General features: G+C 63.1%; 16 protein-coding genes and 2 pseudogenes. 9 read left to right on the forward strand and 9 right to left on the reverse strand.

What is annotated here, in order from left to right; genetic code table 11:
- The 3 genes from VMR03_RS18655 to VMR03_RS18665 all read right to left on the reverse strand — a co-directional run.
- Window positions 1-759, reverse strand: a 759-nt coding sequence (locus VMR03_RS18655; protein ID WP_325407927.1) for an SDR family oxidoreductase, incomplete at its 3' end; no start/stop codon positions are given.
- 32 nt (window positions 760-791) lie between these two features.
- Entirely contained in the window at window positions 792-1,964 is a 1,173-nt protein-coding gene (locus VMR03_RS18660; RefSeq protein ID WP_325407929.1) for a sulfotransferase, read from the reverse strand.
- Between the two features lie 59 nt (window positions 1,965-2,023).
- A complete protein-coding gene (locus tag VMR03_RS18665) occupies window positions 2,024-3,112 on the reverse strand; it encodes a DUF1214 domain-containing protein (RefSeq protein WP_325407931.1) in 1,089 nt (362 codons plus the stop codon).
- Window positions 3,113-3,306: 194 nt separating this feature from the next.
- Here VMR03_RS18665 and VMR03_RS18670 point away from each other — a divergent pair, with 194 nt between their 5' ends.
- Window positions 3,307-3,993 carry a TetR/AcrR family transcriptional regulator gene (locus VMR03_RS18670; protein ID WP_325407933.1) on the forward strand — a complete coding sequence of 229 codons (687 nt, stop codon included), beginning with the start codon at window positions 3,307-3,309 and terminating at the stop codon, window positions 3,991-3,993.
- A gap of 5 nt (window positions 3,994-3,998) precedes the next feature.
- On the opposite strand, the gene VMR03_RS18675 is transcribed toward VMR03_RS18670, so the two are convergent.
- Complete coding sequence (locus VMR03_RS18675; RefSeq protein ID WP_325407935.1) at window positions 3,999-4,850, reverse strand: sterol desaturase family protein; 852 nt, start codon at window positions 4,848-4,850, stop codon at window positions 3,999-4,001.
- Between the two features lie 329 nt (window positions 4,851-5,179).
- On the opposite strand from VMR03_RS18675, the gene VMR03_RS18680 reads away from it, so the two are divergent.
- Entirely contained in the window at window positions 5,180-5,764 is a 585-nt protein-coding gene (locus VMR03_RS18680) for a polymer-forming cytoskeletal protein (RefSeq protein ID WP_325407937.1), read from the forward strand.
- A 162-nt stretch (window positions 5,765-5,926) separates the two neighbouring features.
- The gene (locus tag VMR03_RS18685) at window positions 5,927-6,826 is read left to right on the forward strand and encodes a hypothetical protein (protein WP_325407939.1); all 900 of its coding nucleotides are present in this window, start codon (window positions 5,927-5,929) and stop codon (window positions 6,824-6,826) included.
- A 6-nt stretch (window positions 6,827-6,832) separates the two neighbouring features.
- Here VMR03_RS18685 and VMR03_RS18690 read toward each other — a convergent pair whose 3' ends face one another.
- Complete coding sequence (locus tag VMR03_RS18690) at window positions 6,833-7,522, reverse strand: TetR/AcrR family transcriptional regulator (protein ID WP_325407941.1); 690 nt, start codon at window positions 7,520-7,522, stop codon at window positions 6,833-6,835.
- Window positions 7,523-7,668: 146 nt separating this feature from the next.
- Between VMR03_RS18690 and gabT the strand changes: the two genes are divergently transcribed.
- Window positions 7,669-8,955: a 4-aminobutyrate--2-oxoglutarate transaminase gene (gene gabT / locus VMR03_RS18695; RefSeq protein ID WP_325407943.1), complete on the forward strand. Its 1,287-nt coding sequence runs from the start codon at window positions 7,669-7,671 to the stop codon at window positions 8,953-8,955.
- Here gabT and VMR03_RS18700 read toward each other — a convergent pair.
- Window positions 8,950-9,645: an endonuclease/exonuclease/phosphatase family protein gene (locus VMR03_RS18700; RefSeq protein ID WP_325407945.1), complete on the reverse strand. Its 696-nt coding sequence runs from the start codon at window positions 9,643-9,645 to the stop codon at window positions 8,950-8,952. The two genes, gabT and VMR03_RS18700, sit on opposite strands and share 6 nt — an antisense overlap.
- Window positions 9,642-11,732 carry a VTT domain-containing protein gene (locus tag VMR03_RS18705; RefSeq protein WP_325407947.1) on the reverse strand — a complete coding sequence of 697 codons (2,091 nt, stop codon included), beginning with the start codon at window positions 11,730-11,732 and terminating at the stop codon, window positions 9,642-9,644. The genes VMR03_RS18700 and VMR03_RS18705 overlap by 4 nt, the downstream gene beginning before the upstream one ends.
- A gap of 390 nt (window positions 11,733-12,122) precedes the next feature.
- Between VMR03_RS18705 and VMR03_RS18710 the strand changes: the two genes are divergently transcribed.
- The 4 genes from VMR03_RS18710 (at window position 12,123) to VMR03_RS18725 (ending at window position 16,693) form a co-directional block, all read left to right on the forward strand.
- Window positions 12,123-12,935 carry a sensor histidine kinase gene (locus VMR03_RS18710; protein WP_325407949.1) on the forward strand — a complete coding sequence of 271 codons (813 nt, stop codon included), beginning with the start codon at window positions 12,123-12,125 and terminating at the stop codon, window positions 12,933-12,935.
- A complete protein-coding gene (locus VMR03_RS18715; RefSeq protein ID WP_325407951.1) occupies window positions 12,932-14,626 on the forward strand; it encodes an ATP-binding protein in 1,695 nt (564 codons plus the stop codon). Before VMR03_RS18710 ends, VMR03_RS18715 begins: the two co-directional genes overlap by 4 nt.
- A gap of 100 nt (window positions 14,627-14,726) precedes the next feature.
- Complete coding sequence (locus VMR03_RS18720; RefSeq protein ID WP_325407953.1) at window positions 14,727-16,052, forward strand: carbohydrate porin; 1,326 nt, start codon at window positions 14,727-14,729, stop codon at window positions 16,050-16,052.
- A 143-nt stretch (window positions 16,053-16,195) separates the two neighbouring features.
- Window positions 16,196-16,693 carry a carboxymuconolactone decarboxylase family protein gene (locus tag VMR03_RS18725; protein ID WP_325407955.1) on the forward strand — a complete coding sequence of 166 codons (498 nt, stop codon included), beginning with the start codon at window positions 16,196-16,198 and terminating at the stop codon, window positions 16,691-16,693.
- An 83-nt stretch (window positions 16,694-16,776) separates the two neighbouring features.
- Here VMR03_RS18725 and VMR03_RS19050 read toward each other — a convergent pair.
- Both VMR03_RS19050 and VMR03_RS19055 read right to left on the reverse strand, forming a co-directional pair.
- A pseudogene (locus VMR03_RS19050) lies at window positions 16,777-16,881 on the reverse strand (KGG domain-containing protein); the annotation flags it as partial.
- Between the two features lie 12 nt (window positions 16,882-16,893).
- Window positions 16,894-17,115, reverse strand: a pseudogene (locus VMR03_RS19055) (general stress protein); the annotation flags it as partial.
- A 542-nt stretch (window positions 17,116-17,657) separates the two neighbouring features.
- On the opposite strand from VMR03_RS19055, the gene VMR03_RS18740 reads away from it, so the two are divergent.
- Window positions 17,658-18,572 carry an ABC transporter permease subunit gene (locus VMR03_RS18740; protein ID WP_325407957.1) on the forward strand — a complete coding sequence of 305 codons (915 nt, stop codon included), beginning with the start codon at window positions 17,658-17,660 and terminating at the stop codon, window positions 18,570-18,572.
- Window positions 18,573-18,575 lie beyond the last annotated feature (3 nt).

The following is an 18,575-nucleotide window of genomic DNA, read 5'->3' on the forward strand; positions in this document are numbered from 1 at the left end:
GTTCACGTCGATCGACGCGCCGGTGATTTCGCTCGCGTAATCGGAAAGAAGCATCAGTGCCGCCTTGCCGCAGTCGCCATCGGGCGGAATGCGGCCGAGGGGTACATGCGAGATCGCCTCCGCGACCACCTCTTCCTTGGTCCGGCCGGTCGAGGTCGCTTTCCACTGGTAATAGAAATCGACAGCCTGTCCCATCAGCCAGCCCATCAGCGTGATGTTAACGCGGATGTTGTACTGTCCGAGTTCATGCGCGAGCTGGCGCGTGACGGCGGCGAGCGCCATCTTGGCCGCCGCATAACCGCCTTCGCCGGTCATGGGTTTGCGTCCGGCCATGGTCCCGATATTGACGATGGAGCCGCCGCCGGCATCCTTCATGCTCGGCAGTACGGCGCGGACCATGTTGAGCGCGCCGATGACGATCACCTCGTAAGCCTGACGAATGTCCTCGGAATCGTTTTCAAGGATCGGGATCATCGGCGGGTGGTAATAGGCGGAGTTGACGAGCCCGTTGATGCGGCCGAATTTCGCGACGGCCTCGGCCGAGACACGCTGGCAATCTTCGGGTTTCGAGACATCGGCCTGGATCGCGATGCATTTTCCGCCCGCCGCCTCGATCTCCGTGACGACATCCTTCATCACATAATCGGAGCGGGAGACCATGACGACATTGGCGCCTTCCTTCGCCGCCTCCGCCGCCATCTTGCGTCCCATGCCGGGTCCGATGCCGGTGATGATGACGGTCTTGCCCTTCAGGATCATGAATCGTCTCCCCTTTGGTTCTCCGTTCGCCCTCAGGCGAGATAGGCGTCAATGTAAAATTTGAAGTCGCGGGCCAACGCCTCGCGCGTCAGGCCGAAATCCTCGGCGCTGTATTTATGCGGCGGGTGCCTGTCGCGGGCGTTCTCGACCAGCCAGCTTTCCATCAGCGCTTCTTCCTCCGCGCCGTAGGGAAGCCCCAGCGCATCGAAGACCTTGCGCGCTTCGACAACGGGCTGGTTCTGCACATCCTTGTAGCGAATGTCGATGAAGCGCCCGGGGGCGGTCTTCCGCACCTCCATCACATCGCGCAGCACGCGCTGGAAACGCTTGTCCCAATAGGCGCCGATCTCATGCGGATCGGCCTTGTCGGTATTCGACTTCGTCATGGTGTAGACCATGCTCGCGTAGGACGGCACGGTCTCCACGGGTGTGCGATGCGTCACGACGATCTTGCATTCCGGGAAAACGTCGAGGATCGCCCGCAGCGCCGTCAGATGATGCGGCGATTTCAGCAGCCACTTCTTTCCGGCGCGCGATTTGTCCTGCCATTGCAGGATCTGAAGCCATTCCTTCAGCTCGCGATAGGCGGGCCGCTGGTCGGCGTCGAGCAGCCACCGGTCGTAGCTCGGCACCTTCAGCATCGAATGAAAGCCGGTGCTCATGAAGGAGCGGTCGAGAAGCAGAACGTCTTCCTCGTAACCATAAGGATCGATCGGATGGATCGCGGCCATGTCAGGCATGACCTGTAGATAGAAGCCGGCCATCGCCTCGGCGATGTCCTTGCGCATCTGCGGGTCGCCGAATGGCTCTCCGGGGAAGGGCAGCGGGTTCAGAAGTTCCCAGGAATAGGTGGAGGTCACCTGCGGCGAAGAGGTGAGCAGGCGATGCACCATGGTGCTGCCGGTGCGCGGCAGGCCGACGATCTCGGCCAGTACCTCGACCTTCTCGTCGGCAATTTCCGGGTTCTGTTTCACGAGATCGATACGGCGAAGGCGCTCGGTCAACCACTTCAACAGGCTCGCGCCCTGCACCTGCAGACCCATGCCGGAGAGATCTGCCTCGCGATTGAGCGCGTCGACGAGGACGGCGAGCGGTTCCATGAACCAGGGATCGCCGAAGTCGGACAGCCCTGTGTCCTCCTTCGCTTTCGCCATGATCGCGTCGATCTCGAAATGCGTCGTCTCCGCGCCGAGCGTTTCGCTCATGGCGTCTCCTCCCGATATGTCATTTGCCGCCGGGCCTCCCAACCCGTCGCGACATGAACTCAGTCGATGAGCTTCACCACTTTCGTGCGCGGCAGTGGGTGGGTCTTCGCCCCCGCCCAGCGCAGCAGCGCCGTGCCGCTTGTGTGGCCGACCGTGTCGATCCAGTTGCCATAGCCCGGATCGCGCGCGGCGACGACGATGGTGAGCGTGCCGTCCTTGTTGAGCTTCGCCGTATGCTTGTTGATCCAGATGTTGTGGTAGCGATAGTCGAGCGATTCCATCCACCAGTTGCTCAACTGGAAATTCCAGTAGGGGCAATCCGGCACTTCGGTCTCGATCACCCATGCTTCGTCGGGTCCGAGCTTCCAGTAGCCATGCAGATAGAAGATTTCAGGATCGCCGCCGGCCTTCTGGAACATTTCCTGGCCGAAATCGGGCAGCTCGTTCGGTCGGCTCATGAAGTGTTCGGACCATTGCGCGAAAATGAGCGCCGTGCCGAGCACGCCCATCGACGCCTTGCGCAGGTTTTCGTCGAGCGTCGCGGCCTGGAGCACGGGCGGCGCCTTCGGCCCGCCGATGCATTCGATCCTGTAGGTGCCCGGCACTTCCGTCGTGCGGTCGAGATAGGACTGGCGGACGACGAGGAGCGACGAATCCGACGCGAGCGGCAACCAGTTGCCGGGCCTCTTCGTCGCGCTGCAGATGATCTCGACGGAGCCGTCGGGGCCGATCTCCATGTCCTCGCCGGCAAGTTCGCCGGTCGACGGCATGGTGCCGTCGATGCCGTAGCGGTTCGCCTTCGAGCCGATGCTGAAATAGGAAATCGTGCCGCGCTGGCCGGTGATCCGGTACTCGCGGTCGCCGGCGATGGTCGCCGAGAGGTAGACATTGTCCGGATTGTCGGCGCCCATCTTCACGGTTTCGCTGGCGATGCGGCGCAGTTCCGGAAAGTCGGGATTTGAAAAGTCGATGCTCGACTCGAGCATGGCGCGGGTGAGACGGCTCAGATAGCGGATGCCTTCCGCGCGATCGAGCAACGTCGACGGTGCCGTTTCGCGTAGCAGGATATGGCCTGCCTGTTCGAGCATGCGGCAGAAATCGGTCCATGCCTTGCCCGACAGGACATTCTCTTCGGATTGCGACGGCATCCTTCTCCCCGATGATGCAGACCAATGGTGCGGACAAATAGCGCGAATGGGGGCAGCCGCTCCCGTCCGGCCGCCTTTCGCGGGCGATCCCCGCATCGAAAATTTGGAAAATCACAGTTTTCCTTGCGAAAGGTTGCGATCCTGACAATCCTTAGTCAAGGAAATTTTGCGCTCTCATCCCGAAGGACCCCACGTTGAAAAAGACGCGACCGAAAAAGCAGCGCTCGCCGCGGCGCAGCGAGGACGAGACGCGTGGCGCCATACTCGTCGCGGCGCGGACCGTGTTCATGAGCAACGGTTTCGCGGCGGCGAATGTCAGCGGCATTGCGAAAGAGGCGGGCGTGTCGACGAAGACGATCTACCGCTTCTTCGACACCAAGACCGACATCCTTGTCGACGTCATCAAGTCGTTCCTCGAGATGATCCTGCCGAGCTTCGATCGCTACGATGCGCACGACGCCGCCTCGCTCGAAGACGCGCTCATCCGCATGTTGCGCGAACTTGCCGAACACGGGCTTTCGGAAAACGGCAATGCGGCGAACAGGCTGGCGCTCGCCGAAATCGCCCGCGTTCCGGAGATGGTCGCGGCCTATTACCGCGAGGGCCACGAGAAGATCATCGACGGGCTTGCGCGGTGGCTCGACCGCCGCCGCCGTGACGGCTTGCTCAAACTCGACGATCCGCATATGGCGGCCGCGATGCTGCTCTCCATGGCCTTCGCCGATCTCACGCGCGATGCGACGGTCAGCAACAAGCCGCCATCGGGCGATGAGATCGACCGCTGGGTCGCGGGCGCGGTGAAGATCTTCCTGAAAGGCGTCGGCGTGCCGGATGCCGAGCATATGGCGCCGCGCAAGCCGCGAGCGGCCACGCGCCGCTAGGTCGCTCAGAGAGGCTGGTTCGTGAAGGGCGCCTTCAATTGGCCGAGGAAGGTCGCGGGCATCTCGTGCTGGATACCGATATCGGCGGGGGGCCGGCGATCGGCGGCGTTGAAATAGCTGCCGAAGATCAGGTCGAACAGCATCAGGTTCTCACCGTAATTCTTGTTTCCTTCCGCCAGCACCTTCGAATGGTGCCAGCGATGGAGCGTCGGTGTGTTGAAGATGTAGTCGAGGGGGCCACAGCGCATCTCGATATTGCAATGGGTGAGGATGCCGACCACCGCTGTGATGGCGCTGACCATCAACAGGACGTCGCGGGGCGCGCCGAGCAGGAGCAGCACCGGCATGCCGACCATCAGCCCGGTTACCGTGTCGACCAGATGGAAGCGACCGGTGTTGAAGAACCAGAGCCGCGTCACGCTGTGGTGAACGGCATGAAAGCGCCAGAGCCAGGGCCACTCGTGGGCGAGGCGATGCTTCCAGTAGAGGCCGAACTCGACAATCACGAGGCCCATCGCCGTCTGGATCGCCAGCGGCCATGCGGTGGGCCATATGCCGTCGCCGGTCGGCGCCATCCAGTCGGCGATGCCCATGAAGACGATGACGGTGACGATGACCTGGGCGATGCCCTTGTTGAGGAGCGTGTGGGCAAGGTCGGGGCCCATCTGGCCGTCATTGGCGAGCCACGCCTCTTCATGGGGCATCAGCCGCTCGAGAAGCGCGATGGCGAGCGCCAGCGTCAAGTAGGTGACGTTGAAGGCCAAAATGTCGTGCCCCGCCCGCATGCCGGCATAGACTGACAATACCGATCCGCCGAAAAGCAGCGGCCACCACACATAGGACATCAATTGACGCACGAAACCCCCTAGAGCCCAGATCCGTCTCCGGATGGGTCATTCTAGCCGGAACCGTGCGGGGGAGGCATTCGATTTTGCCTCGGATGCAAGATTTAAGGCGGATGCCTTGTCCGGACCGGAAAGGTAATGCGCCCGGGCGGCGGGAAAAGTCCGATTTGGTGGCAATAATAGCCGTTTCAGGCAATTCGCAGAACGTCCCTCCGATTTGGAGGGTGATCGTCTTGTCCGGCTTGCCGGGTCCGTGCAGCCTCAGACTTCAGAATTGACGTGCGCCCGATTTTGCCGTCGGCGACAGGGGCGACCGACAGTCCCCGCGAGGAGGAGCCAACATGAATACCGATCCCGTCGAATCGTTCAGTGGCGGCAAGCCCGCCGCCTCGCCGAAGGAAACGAGCCGCAAGCCCGTCGCCACGGCGACCGTACGCGTGTTGCGTGCCGGCAGCGAAGATATCGTTGTCGGTGAGAACAGCTCGCTCGAAGGCTCGTTCGAAACCCAGGGGTCGATGTTCGTCGACGGCATGATGAGCCGGGCGGACCTCAAGACCGCTCTGCTTTCGATCGGCGTCGCAGGTTCCGTCGAAGGCAACGCCAATGCCGACCGCGCGGAAATCGCCGGCACCTTCGACGGCCGTCTCGTCGTCACCGGCGAAGTCATCCTGCGCTCATCGAGCCACGTTACCGGCGAGATCCAGTGCGGGAAGCTCATCAGCCATCGCGGCGCTACGATCAAGGCGCAGGTGACGGTGATCGAGGACGATGTCGATCTCTCCGATATGGAAGGCGCAAGCCCGCATCGCCTGCTGCCGATCAGGAAAGGCGCGACGCGCTCGTTCCTCCGCCGCTCCGCGACATTCGGCTATGGCGTTTTCTTCACGCTTGGCGCGATCGGCCTTCTCTCGCTCGTCGCCCACTGAGCGCGCGCAAAGCTCTGGTCTTCACATAGGCGCTCGCGGGCGATCGCGGGCGTCTTGTGCCTTTTGCGTATCCATAAACGGTCAGCGTTGATTGTTTATTCCGACGTCTCTAGGATTGCCGCGGTTCGAAAGCGTGCGCGAGGGGCGGGGATGACGGCCAACATGAACGACGGCAGCGAGGCGACGCCCTATCTGCGAACCGACCTCAATCTCGTGTCGATCGCCGCGCTTCCCGATTTCTCGACAGGGCCGCGCCATGGGCGCGACGATGTCTTCGCGGTTCTGAAGGCGGCGGGATACCGCGGCGTTCAGGTTCTCGGGGATCAGCTTCCGCACATTTCGCCAGATGGCCTCCGCCTCACCGCGACCGGGCGCGTGGACGCGCTCGGAGACGCCGCGAAGCTCGCAGCCGCCCACAAGGGGGCCGGCTGCGATGCGACGACGGTGCATGTCGGCAGTGGGCTCGAAAGCGACGATGAGATGGACAGGCTCGTCTCGGCGGTCGTGGACGCTTCCGAGAAATTCTCCTATCCGATCTACATCGAAACGCATCGGGCGACGATCACGCAGGACATGCGCCGGACTGTCGATCTCGTTTCGCGCATTCCCGAGGTGCGTTTCAACGGCGACTTCTCGCATTGGTATACGGGCCTCGAAATGACTTATGGAAATTTCGAGGGAAAGCTTGCCTTCATCGCGCCGGTGCTCGATCGCGTGCGGTTCATGCATGGGCGCATCGGCAATTCCTGTTGCATGCAGGTCGATATCGGAAACGGCGAGGACGAGCCCCATGTCGGGCATTTCAGAGCCATCTGGACACGGGCGATGGCGGGGTTTCTCCGGGACGCGAGGCCTGGCGATTATTTTTGCTTCGCCCCCGAGCTTCTGCCTGCTCATATCGATTTCGGCGCGCATCGCATCAGGCTGAATTATGCGCGGCTTTTTCCCGGGCCGGATGGGGTGCTGCGTGAGGAGGGCGACCGCTGGCAGCAGGCAGCGGTCCTCACTGACATCGCGAGGAGCTGCTGGGAAGCGGCGTCGACCGAAGCAAGGGCGGCGTAGAGCCGGTCATCTGCTCCGCGCCTTGAGCGGCTTTTCCTGCCGACGCTGGCGAGTGAAGCTGTCGGTATAGTCCTTCAGAAGATCGACGCAGCCTTCGAGCCGCTCGGGATCGCGCTCCATCGTCCATTCGATGGCGAGGCCGCGCAGCGCCGCGATGTTGAGGCGGGTGATCGCCTCGATGGTCTTGCGGTCGGCGTCGATGCCGGCTTCCTTCATCAGTTTCTGCATTTCAGAATAGGAGCGTTTCTTGATGCGCTCGTAGACCGGCGCGAATCGTTCAGAAAGTTCCTCGTCGCTGCGCGTCGCGAGCCAGATTTCATAGAAAGCCATGGCCGACGGCTCACGCGCGACGTCCCAGGCGATGCCGAGAAGGTCGTTGATCTGGTTGCGCGAGACGCCCTTGCCCCGCGCCAGCCAGGCTGCGTAATGGTCGATCTGGTCCTGATAGGAACGCTCGACCACCGCCAGCATCAGGTCGACCTTGGTCGCGAACTGATGCAGCATCGCGCCGCGGCTGATATCGGCTTTCTCGGCGACAAGCACCGTCGTCGTCGCCGCATAGCCATATTGATGTAAGCAAAGGATGGCCGCGTCGATGAGGCGTTTGCGGGTCGTCGCGCTTCTTTCGGCCTGTGTCCGCCTCACAGGCTTCGCGACGACGGTCGCCGGCTTTCTCTCGGTCTTGGGATGCGTCATTGCGTCTCGTGAAATCGGCACTTCGCCCTCAGGGCCCGTGTGGGCGAAACAGATATTTGCTTATAGCATAGGTCCCGGAACGTTTGCGGAGTGAAGCGCCCGAACTTTTGGCGCGCTCGACATAACGCGCTGAAAAGGACCTCCCCATGAGCCAGAACGCAGAGCTTCTCGCCCGCCGTGAGCGCGCCGTGCCGCGCGGTGTTGCGACCGCCTACCCGGTTTTCGCCGCCCGTGCCGAAAATGCCGAACTCTGGGACGAGGACGGACGCCGGTTTGTCGACTTCGCCGGCGGCATCGCGGTCCTCAATACGGGGCACAGGCACCCCAAAGTCATCGCCGCGGTCGAGAAACAACTCGCCCTTTATACTCATACGGCTTTCCAGGTCGTCGCCTATGAGCCTTATGTCGCACTCGCCGAAAGGCTGAACGCCCTCGCGCCTTTCAAGGGCCCGGCCAAGACCATTCTCTTCACGACCGGCGCCGAGGCAGCGGAAAACGCCGTCAAGATCGCCCGCGCCGCGACGGGCCGCTCGGCTATCATCGCCTTCGCCGGCGGGTTCCACGGACGGACCATGATGACCATGGCGCTGACCGGCAAGACACTTCCCTACAAGAAGAAGTTCGGGCCGATGCCGGCCGAGGTCTTCCATCTGCCGTTCCCGGTTGCCGATCACGGCACGAGCGTTGCCGACAGCCTCAAGGCGCTCGACGTCCTGTTCAAGGCGGACGTCGAGCCTTCACGCGTCGCGGCCATCATGATCGAGCCGGTGCAGGGCGAGGGCGGCTTCTATGAAGCGCCGCGCGAACTGCTCGTGGCGCTGCGCAAAATTTGCGACGAGCACGGGATTCTTCTCGTCGCCGACGAAGTTCAGACGGGCTTCGCGCGAACAGGCAAGATGTTCGGCATCGAGCATTCGGGCGTCGAGCCCGACATCCTCACCGTGGCGAAGTCGCTCGCCGGCGGCTTTCCGCTCTCAGGCGTCATCGGCCGCGCGGAGATCATGGATGCGGCGGAACCCGGCGGGCTCGGCGGCACCTATGCCGGCAGTCCGATCGCCTGCGCGGCGGCGCTCGCCGTGCTCGACGTCATCGCAGAGGAGAAACTCGTCGAGCGCGCGAATGCGATGGGTGCGCGCATCAAGACCAAACTCGAAGCCATTGCGTCGCGCAACGACGTCGTGCCGATGACGGCTATTCGCGGCCATGGCGCAATGATCGGCTTCGATATCGTGAAAGGGCGCGTGGCCTATGAGCCCGACGCCGAGGCGACGAAGCGCGTCACCAATGCGGCGTTGGACGAGGGGCTCATTCTTCTGTCATGCGGCGTCTTCGGCAATGCGATCCGCATTCTCGTGCCGCTCACGGCTTCGGATGCGATCCTCGACGAAGGGCTTGCGAAGCTCGAAAAGGCGCTCTCGGCGGCGCGATCATGAAAGCCTGATCTCGGCGAAGACGGGCAGGTGGTCGGAAATCTTTCGGGCCGCGCGATCGGTCCAGCTTCCGGCAAGTGCGCCGTGAGGTCTGCAATAGACGCGATCGAGCATCAGCAGGGGCCAGCGCGAGGGAAAGGTCTTCAGCATCGTGCGTGCCGGCATGACGCGGGCGAGCGCGCGGCGGACCGCGCCGCGGCGAAACCAGTCGTTGAAATCGCCGAGCATCACGGTCGGCTCGACGCTGCGCCTGGCAAGCGCCGCGAGAAGCGCGGCCTGGCGCTTGCGTTCGAAGAGGCCGAGGCCGAGATGCGTCGAGACGAGATGGAGCGGGCCGTGCGGTGTCTCGATCACGGTTTCGATGGCGCAGCGTGGCTCGCGCGTCGAGACCGACAGGTCGTGCAGCTTTATCTCGCGCATCGGCCATCGGCTGACGACGATATGACCGTAATGTCCATCCGGCGCGGTAATCGTGCGCGCTTCGGCGGCATGTTCGCCGAGCGCCTGCTTCAGCAGAGGAACCGGCAGGTCCTGTCCCGCGCGACCGCGTGAATCGACTTCCTGCAGGGCGACGATATCGGGATCGTGGCGCCGGATCAGGCCGATGACGCGGGCGAGATCATAGGCGCTGTCCGGGCCGATGCCGGAGTGGATGTTCCAGGTCGCCACCCGCACGGATCCGCTGCTTTTCACGAAAGCCGGCCCCTCGTCCGCGAAATGAAACGCTGCAGTCCGAGGGACAGGCCGAACCAGGCGAAAAGAAAGCCGACGAGCATCGCGATGTCGGAGAGCGAGGGTTGCGTGATGACGCGGAGCATCTGATGACCGAGCGCCGACATCAGCAGGAGACCCGGCGCGAGCCCGAGCAAGGTGCCGATGACATAGTCGAGGAGGCGGATGCGCATTGCGCCGGCAACCAGATTGACGAGCAGGAAAGGCGCGATCGGCATGAGGCGCACAGTGGCCACGGCGAAGACGCCTTGCGATTTGATGCCTTGGCCGATGCGGTTGATGCGCGGGCCCATGACGGAACGCAATCCGTCCTGCCCGAAACGCCGGCCGATCGCATAACTTGCCATGGCACTCGCCAACGATCCGGCAGTCGCGTAGGCGAGGCCGGACCAGGTTCCGAACGCCGCCGCAGTGCCGGCGATCAGCAGCGTCACCGGGAAGGCGAGAAGGCCGGCGAGGACGAAGATCAGGATCACGATCGCAGGTCCCCAAGGACTGGCCGCGACCGTATTGAGCGAGGCCTCGATCGTTTCAGGCTTCGTCCATTCCGCAAGCGGGGTCCAGCGCCAAACCCCGACGAGAACCAGAACCGCGATCGCAGCGAGCGCCATTTTCAGGAACATGGACAGGCGGCGCGGCTGCAGCGGTTCGCCGGCAAAATCGGCGAGGATCGGGGCCTCGATGGGCTTGCGTGGATCGGCGAGGGCCTCGATGGCCGGCATCGCCTCTTCCGTATCGAGCGTGCCGTCCCGGATCATGCGGAGTTGGCGCACGGTCCCGTCCGGGCTCGCCCCCGGGCGGTCGCCTTCGTGCCCGTTCAAGGCGTTCACGGCGGCAATGAGCGAGCCGTGGCGGACGAGCGCGTCGCCGATCTCTCCCGGCTCCCGGCCGCAATGCTCCGCGAGAAGACGATTTCGAAGGCGCACAATGCCGGCGCGGTCGTCGGCGGATGCGGCTTCCAGCACCAGATCGCACTCGCTATCGGTGCCCATCGAGCGGTTGGCGATATTGGCCGATCCGATCCGCAGGATTTTGTCGTCGACGATCGTCACTTTGGCATGGACCATCACGTCCGCCGCGTCTCCCGCGTGTTCGACATGCGGGTGAACGAGATGGACGCGGTCGGCGACCCCGGCCTCGCGCAAGGTCTGCTGGAAACGAATGCGACCCGCGAGCATCGTGCGATGCTCGATCCAGGTGTGGTGGGTTCTGGGAGCGACGATCAGCGCCTCCAGCTCTGGACGCGTCCGCAGACGCGCGGCCAGGCGGTCGGCGATGTCGCCGCAGGTCAGAAACTGGTTTTCGAGATAGATCGTCTCCTCGGCGGCGTCGATCATGTCGAGATAGAGTGCCTCGATCTCACGTACTCCTTCGTCACCCCCGAAAGCCGGAAGCGTGCGCGCGATGCCGATATCCACGTCGCGGAAATCGGGGTCGACGCTTTCCGGCCAGGGATCGCTCGCGAGTTGCGTCGGCGGAAGCTCCTCGCAGGCAGAGCGGAGCCAGCGCGCACGCACCATATCCCCGAGGGCAGCCGCTGCGTCGCCGTCGACGATCATCTGCACGTCGTGGAATGGTGGATAGGGGGCGCCAGCCGGATCGATGCGGCGGGAATTCACGGGCGCGTGCCCGGGCGTATCCCATCTGCGGATAGTGAGGTCGAGCCCGCCCGCGAAGGCGACCGCGTCGTCGATCACCACGATCTTTTGATGATGCGACGAGGCAACCGGAGCCGTACCGTCCAGGCAAAGCTCGATCTGGCGCGGCGTGTTCCAGCCGAGCGCCAGGTTCGGCATCGGCTCGCGCTCGAGCGCGTAGAGAACGGAATAATCCCAGAGCAGCAACTTCACCGAAAGATCGGGATTGCGCTCGACGAGAGCGGTGAGGAAGGGGCCGAGCATCGCCGGCAGGCCGTCGTCCGGCTCGCCGGCATTGCCGACCAGCGGCGTGCGGCTGTCTATGTCCCAGCCGACAATGGCAATGCTGCTGCGGGCTTTGCGCATCGCCTCGCGCATCGCGCCAAAACAGGGGCCCGCATCGACAAGCATGGCGGCGCGCCCGGCCCGCTCCCGCCGCCAGATGTTGCGACCTGGCCGTAGAACGCCCGCGAACGACCGCTCACCCGCCGTCGCATCGCCTGCAAGGGGGGAAGCGCCTTCACTCCTCATCCGGTCCTCGTCTGTGGTCCTTCGAGGTTAAAAACGCGCGAGGGTGCAAAAAGGTCGCAGCGGTTCGCCGCGATTCGTCCCGATTTGGCGCGAAATGGCAGGTATTAATGAAAATGCACCATTTTGCTTAGGCAAGCGTTTACCGTGGCTCAATAACCGGCCGTTATCTTCTCGGTTCGACCGAACGGATGACAGATGCAAAACCGGCGCAACTCCGCTCCCAGAAAAACCACTCTTCTCTCCCAGTATTCGAGCAATCTGGGGGAGTTGATGTCCCGCCGGCATGCCGAACAGACGCTGCGTGCGGCGAAGCTGCAATCGGACATGGCGAGCCGGTCGAAGTCCGAATTTCTCGCCAATATGAGCCATGAGCTCAGGACGCCGCTCAATGCGATCATCGGCTTTGCAGATCTGATGCGTCATTTCGCGGCGGAGGGCCGCGACATTGAGAAGAGTCTCGAATACGCGACGCATATCAGCGGCGCCGGCAGGCATCTGCTCAACATCATCTCCGACATTCTCGACATTTCGAAGATCGAGAGCGGCACCTTCTCGCTTCATCTCGAACCGCACAGCATCCGCGAGGTCGTCGACGCGAGTCTGCTGCTCGTCAAAGGCAGGGCGCGCGACAAGAACCAGACGCTCGAATTCAAGTCGGCGCCCGACCTGCCGGTGTTGCAGGTCGATGCGGGACGCCTGAAACAGATACTCATCAACATTCTTTCCAACGCCCACAAATTCACGCCCGAAGGCGGACGCATCCTGGTCATGGCCCAGCGCGGCGCCGAAGGCGGCGCGACGATCGCCGTCGCCGACACGGGGATCGGAATGAGCGACGAGCAGATCGCAGTCGCCATGCAGCCCTTCGGACAAGTGCAGTCGGCCTTCTCGCGTTCGCATGAGGGAACCGGCCTCGGCCTGCCGATTGCGGTAGCGCTCACAAAGCAACATGGCGGTCAGTTCCACATCTCGAGCAAGCCCGGCATCGGCACCACCATTGTCGTCACTTTACCGGCCACTCAGGCCGCGGCCGCCCCGACGGCGATCGCTCGCCAAACCCTTCAACCAGGTCTCACGACATGACCAATATTCCGCACCCCACGCTCGACACTTCGTTCAAGGAGCGGCGAGGCATGCCCGCGGCGGCGCCCCAGCGCATTGCCCATATCGTCTCCGTGGCCGGATCGCAGGCGATCGCCGTGCTCGACAAGCCGGTCGGCGGTGAGCCGAACGGCCGTGATACGCGGGTCCAGATAGGTGCGCTTGTCAAAATCACGACGCCGAACTCGTCCGTCGTCGGCCTGATATCCGCCGTCAGTTCGCCGACTCCCTCGCTCGATGCGGGCAACCCGGAGATCGGCCTCATCGAACTCAATCTTGCCGGCGAACTCGTTACCGATCCGGTGAGCAAGCGCCTCGTCTTTCGTCGCGGCGTCGCCTCCCTGCCGACACTGGGCGATCCGGTCCTCTTTGCGGACCGCTACGATCTCACGCGCGTCTATGCGCAACCATCCGTCGCGAGCATCAAGGTCGGCACGCTCTACCAGGATCATGCCGTTCCGGCGCGCCTTCTGATCGACGATCTTCTCGCCAAGCATTTCATCGTCGTCGGCACGACCGGATGCGGCAAGTCATCGGCGCTCACCTGTATCCTGCAGCGGGTGCTCGAAGAGCATCAGCACGCGCATGTCGTCGTCCTCGACGTACATAACGAGTATCCGGCGGCCTTCGGCGACCGCGCGGAACTGATCGATCCCAGCAATCTCCATCTGCCGATCTGGCTGCTCAATTTCCAGGAGCTTACGGAGGCGCTGACCAGCACGGATGCGCATCGCGACGCGGAGGCGGAGATTCTCAGCGACGCGGTGGTCATGGCCAAGCGCCGTTTCGTCGACGCGGGGTCGATGCGCAGCGTCAACTTCCGACGTTCGCTCGACGGCGGCGGCATCACCGTCGAAACGCCGACGCCATTCAGGCTTTCGGATGTCGTTTCCTATATCGACGAACAACTCGGCAAGCTCGAGCGGACCCAGGCGACGATCCCCTACCGGCGTCTCAGGGCCCGGATCGAGACGCTAGTCAGCGATCAGCGTTACAGCTTCATGTTCGGCAGTCTCACCGTGCAGGACACAATGACGGACACGCTCGGCCGGTTGTTTCGCGTGCCGAGCGAGGGGAAGCCCATCACCGTCATCAACCTGTCGACCGTGCCGCCGGAAATTCTCGACGTCGTGATCTCGGTCATCTCGCGCCTCGCCTTCGACCTTGCGGTCTGGAGCAAGGGCGGGTTGCCGATGCTGCTCGTCTGCGAGGAGGCGCATCGTTATGCGCCCGCTGGCCCTTCCGATAAATTCGCCCCGACCCGACAGGCACTGGCCCGCATTGCAAAAGAAGGCCGCAAGTATGGAATTTCGCTTGCGCTCGTCACCCAGCGCCCCTCCGAACTCGACCCGACCGTGCTGTCGCAATGTTCGACTGCGATCACGATGCGGCTCTCGACCGAGAAGGACCAAGAGGTGATGCGGGCGAATACGCATGACGGCGCTCTCGAACTTCTCGATTTCCTACCCCTGCTCGGTGACCGGGAAGCCATCGTCTTCGGCCAAGGCGTGGCCATGCCGATGCGCATCCGTTTCGACGATCTGAACCCGCTCGGATCGCCCAGAACGGTCAATACGGGCTTCTCGCACCACTGGAAGAACCCGACGATGGACCGCCAGCAGCTCGAAGCCATCATCGCGCGCTGGCGCCTGAGCGGTCGGGAGCGCAGCTAGGCGCTCTTGTCGCAACGGCTGCTCTTGAGAGCGGGTCACGACATGATAGCCTTTCGCCCTTGGTGTGCGTACGAACCGTCATACCGGAGCGGAGACAGGAATGAAACTGCCTTGCCGCGTCGCCGCGATGGCGTCACTGGTCGGAGCCTGCCTTGCCGGCTTTCCAGCGCAGGCGGATGAAAACGGACTTTGGCATCGTGAGAGTTTAATCGGGGATTGGGGCGGTGCGCGCAGCGACCTTTCCGACCACGGCGTCGATGTCGGGCTCGGCTATGTCGGCGAGACCCTCGGCGATGTGGCGGGCGGAATGAAGCGCGGCTGGAGCTACGAGGGCCGAGCCGAATTCGCTCTCGACCTCGACCTCGACAAGCTTCTCGGTTGGCGGGGCGGTTCCGCGCATGGAAGTGTCTTTCAAATCCATCACAGCGACGGCACACCGGCGGTCAACTACACGGGCAGCATCGGCGATCCGAGCAATATCGAAGCGCGCCAGACGACGCGGCTTTATACGCTCTGGCTGCAACAGGAGTTCTTCGCTGACGCGGTTTCGATTCGGGCAGGCCAGCTTGCCGCAGATGACGAGTTCATCACCAGCGAGACAGCCGGCAATCTCATCAATGGCACGTTCGGCTGGCCGGCGCTCGCGTCCGCCAACCAGACGAATGGGGGGCCCGCCTATCCGCTGCCGACGCCGGGAGTCCGTGTCGCGTTCGCGCCGACCGATGCCGTCACTTTGCTGGCCGGCGTCTTCAGCGGCGATCCAGCGGGCGGCGATTGCCCGGAAGATGCACAGCTCTGCAACAAGCACGGCACCAGCTTCAGCATGAGCGGCGGGACACTCTGGATGGGCGAACTGCAATATGCGGTCGGGCAGGACGAAAGCGGATTGTCCGGCCTCTATAAGATCGGTGGTTGGTACGAAACGGGGACTTTCGCAGATCAGCGTCGGGGCTTTGGCCATGCCCATTCCGACGATCATGGCTTCTACGCGGTCGCCGACCAGACAGTCTGGCGGGATGCAGAGGCCCACGCGCTCAGCTTTTTTGCACGTGTCGGAGCGGCGCCGTCCGACCGCAATCTCGTTTCCTTCTATGCCGATAGCGGGTTCGCCTATACGGGTCTCCTGCCAAGGCGCGACGGTGACATACTGGCTGTCGGTGTTGGCTATTCGAGGATCAGCACCGATGCGCGCGAGGCCGATCGCGATGTTCAAATTATGACGTCCGATCCGGCTTATCCGCTGCGCGACCACGAGACCGTTCTCGAGGTGAGCTACACGGCGCCGATCGCGCCGTGGTGGAGCGTGCAGCCGGATGTCCAGTATATCGTGCATCCCGGCGGTAACGTGCAAAACCCCGAAGATGCATCGGGCGGCACGATCGACAATGCGGTCGTGATCGGCGTCAGAACGAGCCTTGTTTTCTGATAGATGCGGGCTTTTCGGACGGCGCCCCGCCTGCGGCCTTTTTCCCGGATGGCAGTCACAGACGACCAGGACCTTGCGTCTTCAGGTGATGCAACCGAGTGCACACCCCCACGGGGTGGCATTGTCCTGAAAGGCAAACTCCAATGACCGCACATATGAAGACACCCGGATTCGGCAGGCTGAACTATGCCGCCGTGTCGCCTGGCGCTCTCCAGGCGATGATGAAGCTCGGCGAGCAGGCCCGTAAAAGCGGGCTCGAGGACATCCTTTTGGAACTTCTGAACCTGAGAGCGTCGCAACTCAACGGTTGCGGTTTCTGCATCGACATGCACACGAAAGAACTGAGGGCGGCCGGCGTGAGCGAGCAGAAACTCTATCTGCTGAGCGTGTGGCGAGAGACGGCGCTCTATTCACCGCGTGAGCGGGCGGCGCTGGCCTGGACCGAGGCGTTGACGCGGCTCGGCGAAGGCGGTGTGCCGGACGACGTCTATGACGAGGTGAGGGCGCAATTCAACGATGGCGAGCTTGTCGACCTCACCGTCGCTATCAATGTCATCAATGGCTGGAACCGGCTCAACATCGCTTTCCACGCGGAGGCTGGCCACTATCGCGTCGGCTCGCTGAAGCCGAAGTCGGCCTGAGCGGCGCAGGATGCTTCAGGAGGCCGGATTGCGATTACAAATGACCGCAATCCGGTTTCTACATTCTTGAAGGCAGACTGGCCTCACGGCGCGTCGTGACCGTGTCCATCGGTCTGTCCATGCGACCCGCCGCTTTCCTGGCCGCCCTTGCGGCCGGCTTCGGATGCCCGCGCCGGATCGTGCTTGAAGTTGCCGCTGCTGACCTGGCCGCCCTCCCGACCTGCCTCGGAGGCGCGGGCCGGATTGTTCTTGAAGTTGCCGCCGGACACCTGGCCGCCTTTCTGGCCTGCCAGAGCCGCGCGGGCCGGATTATTCTTGAAGTTGCCGCCGCTCTTCTGGCCGCCTTTGCGCCCGGCCGCCGCCGCACGTTCCCGATTGGCGGCGAAATTGCCGGAGCCGCCGCGATGCTGTGTGCTTGCCATCTTGTACTCCCTTTACCCGTTTTCGAATGATGGGGGCCGCCGGGAAAAATCCACCTCGTCCGTCCCGCGCAGTCACCTCGCGCAGTCCGCTTTGCGTGTTTCGCGTGTGAGGAAACGGCTATTCGTCAAACCCCGGCGGCTAACGCTCATCAACTGAACCCCGAGTTTTGCGAAAGGTTCCGCTTGGTTAACCATTTGCTGTGGGACGCCCTCCGGCCGGGTCTTTTATGGAACGTCTTCCCGCGGGACTGCTGTTCGCGGCGTTACCGCCTGCGCATCGGTATCTCGCTCGACGGCAATGTCCGCGCTTGCAGTGCGCGCTGGCGGGCTCACCCCAAGGCGCGGCCCAGCAGATGGTTTCCTCGGGAATCGATACGCAGGTGGGCCGGAGGTCCGCACTTCCGGGCGCTGCACCGATGCCTCTGTTCTAGGCAGCAGGCGGGCATCAATTCGGCATATTCGACGCGCTTGTTCACGCGGCCATTGAATGGCAGTGTTCGCTCGTTCGCGCCGGGGGGCGCATGGCGTGTTTTCGGGGGCGGATGGCGTACTTCCTTCAGCAGCTCATCAATGGAGTCACCCTCGGGGCGACATACGGGCTGATCGCGATCGGCTACACGATGGTTTACGGCATCGTCGGCATGATCAATTTCGCTCACGGCGACATCTACATGATTGGCGCCTTCGTTTCGCTGGTCGGCTTTCTGCTGCTCGGCGCCTTGGGTGTGACCTGGGTGCCGCTCGCGTGTTTTCTCGTGTTGATCTTTGCGATGTTCTTCACCGCCGTCTATGGCTGGACGGTCGAGCGGCTGGCCTATCGGCCGCTTCGGGGCTCGCAACGCCTCGCGCCGCTGATCTCGGCAATCGGCGTTTCGATCGTGCTGCAGAATTTCGTGCAGCTCGCGCAGGGCGCGCGCGTGAAGCCCCTGCCGCCGATGATCCGGGGCTCGTTCCAGCTCTCGACGAGCGGCGACTTCCAGGTGACGATCAGCTATCTGCAGATCGGCATCATCTTCGTCACCATCGTGCTGATGGCGGGCTTCACCTACATCATCAAGTTCACGAAACTCGGTCGGGCGCAGCGCGCGGCCGAGCAGGACAGGGTCATGGCTTCGCTGCTCGGCGTCGATGTCGACCGGACGATCTCGGCCACCTTCATCATCGGCGCCGCGCTTGCCGCCGTGGCGGGGTTGATGGTGACGCTTTATTACGGCGTCATCGATTTTTATATCGGCTTCATTGTCGGCATCAAGGCGTTCACGGCCGCCGTTCTCGGCGGTATCGGCTCGCTCCCGGGCGCCATGCTTGGCGGCATGCTGATCGGTCTCATCGAAGCCTTTTGGTCCGGCTATTTCAGCATCGAGTACAAGGACGTCGCGGCTTTCGGCATTCTCGTCTTGGTGCTGATCTTCCGTCCGACAGGCCTTCTCGGCCGACCCGAGATCGAGAAGGTCTGAGGC

The organism is Parvibaculum sp. (genome assembly GCF_035511255.1).
Classification (GTDB): Bacteria; Pseudomonadota; Alphaproteobacteria; order Parvibaculales; family Parvibaculaceae; genus Parvibaculum.

Bases quoted from the DNA above. Each gene is read 5' to 3' on its own strand.
- VMR03_RS18710 (WP_325407949.1), top strand. From the start codon at position 12,123: ATGTCCCGCCGGCATGCCGAACAGACGCTGCGTGCGGCGAAGCTGCAA.
- gabT (WP_325407943.1), top strand. From the start codon at position 7,669: ATGAGCCAGAACGCAGAGCTTCTCGCCCGCCGTGAGCGCGCCGTGCCG.
- VMR03_RS18715 (WP_325407951.1), top strand. From the start codon at position 12,932: ATGACCAATATTCCGCACCCCACGCTCGACACTTCGTTCAAGGAGCGG.
- VMR03_RS18685 (WP_325407939.1), top strand. From the start codon at position 5,927: ATGAACGACGGCAGCGAGGCGACGCCCTATCTGCGAACCGACCTCAAT.
- VMR03_RS18680 (WP_325407937.1), top strand. From the start codon at position 5,180: ATGAATACCGATCCCGTCGAATCGTTCAGTGGCGGCAAGCCCGCCGCC.
- VMR03_RS18725 (WP_325407955.1), top strand. From the start codon at position 16,196: ATGACCGCACATATGAAGACACCCGGATTCGGCAGGCTGAACTATGCC.
- VMR03_RS18690 (WP_325407941.1), bottom strand. From the start codon at position 7,522: ATGACGCATCCCAAGACCGAGAGAAAGCCGGCGACCGTCGTCGCGAAG.
- VMR03_RS18720 (WP_325407953.1), top strand. From the start codon at position 14,727: ATGAAACTGCCTTGCCGCGTCGCCGCGATGGCGTCACTGGTCGGAGCC.
- VMR03_RS18660 (WP_325407929.1), bottom strand. From the start codon at position 1,964: ATGAGCGAAACGCTCGGCGCGGAGACGACGCATTTCGAGATCGACGCG.
- VMR03_RS18740 (WP_325407957.1), top strand. From the start codon at position 17,658: ATGGCGTACTTCCTTCAGCAGCTCATCAATGGAGTCACCCTCGGGGCG.
- VMR03_RS18665 (WP_325407931.1), bottom strand. From the start codon at position 3,112: ATGCCGTCGCAATCCGAAGAGAATGTCCTGTCGGGCAAGGCATGGACC.
- VMR03_RS18705 (WP_325407947.1), bottom strand. From the start codon at position 11,732: ATGCTTGTCGATGCGGGCCCCTGTTTTGGCGCGATGCGCGAGGCGATG.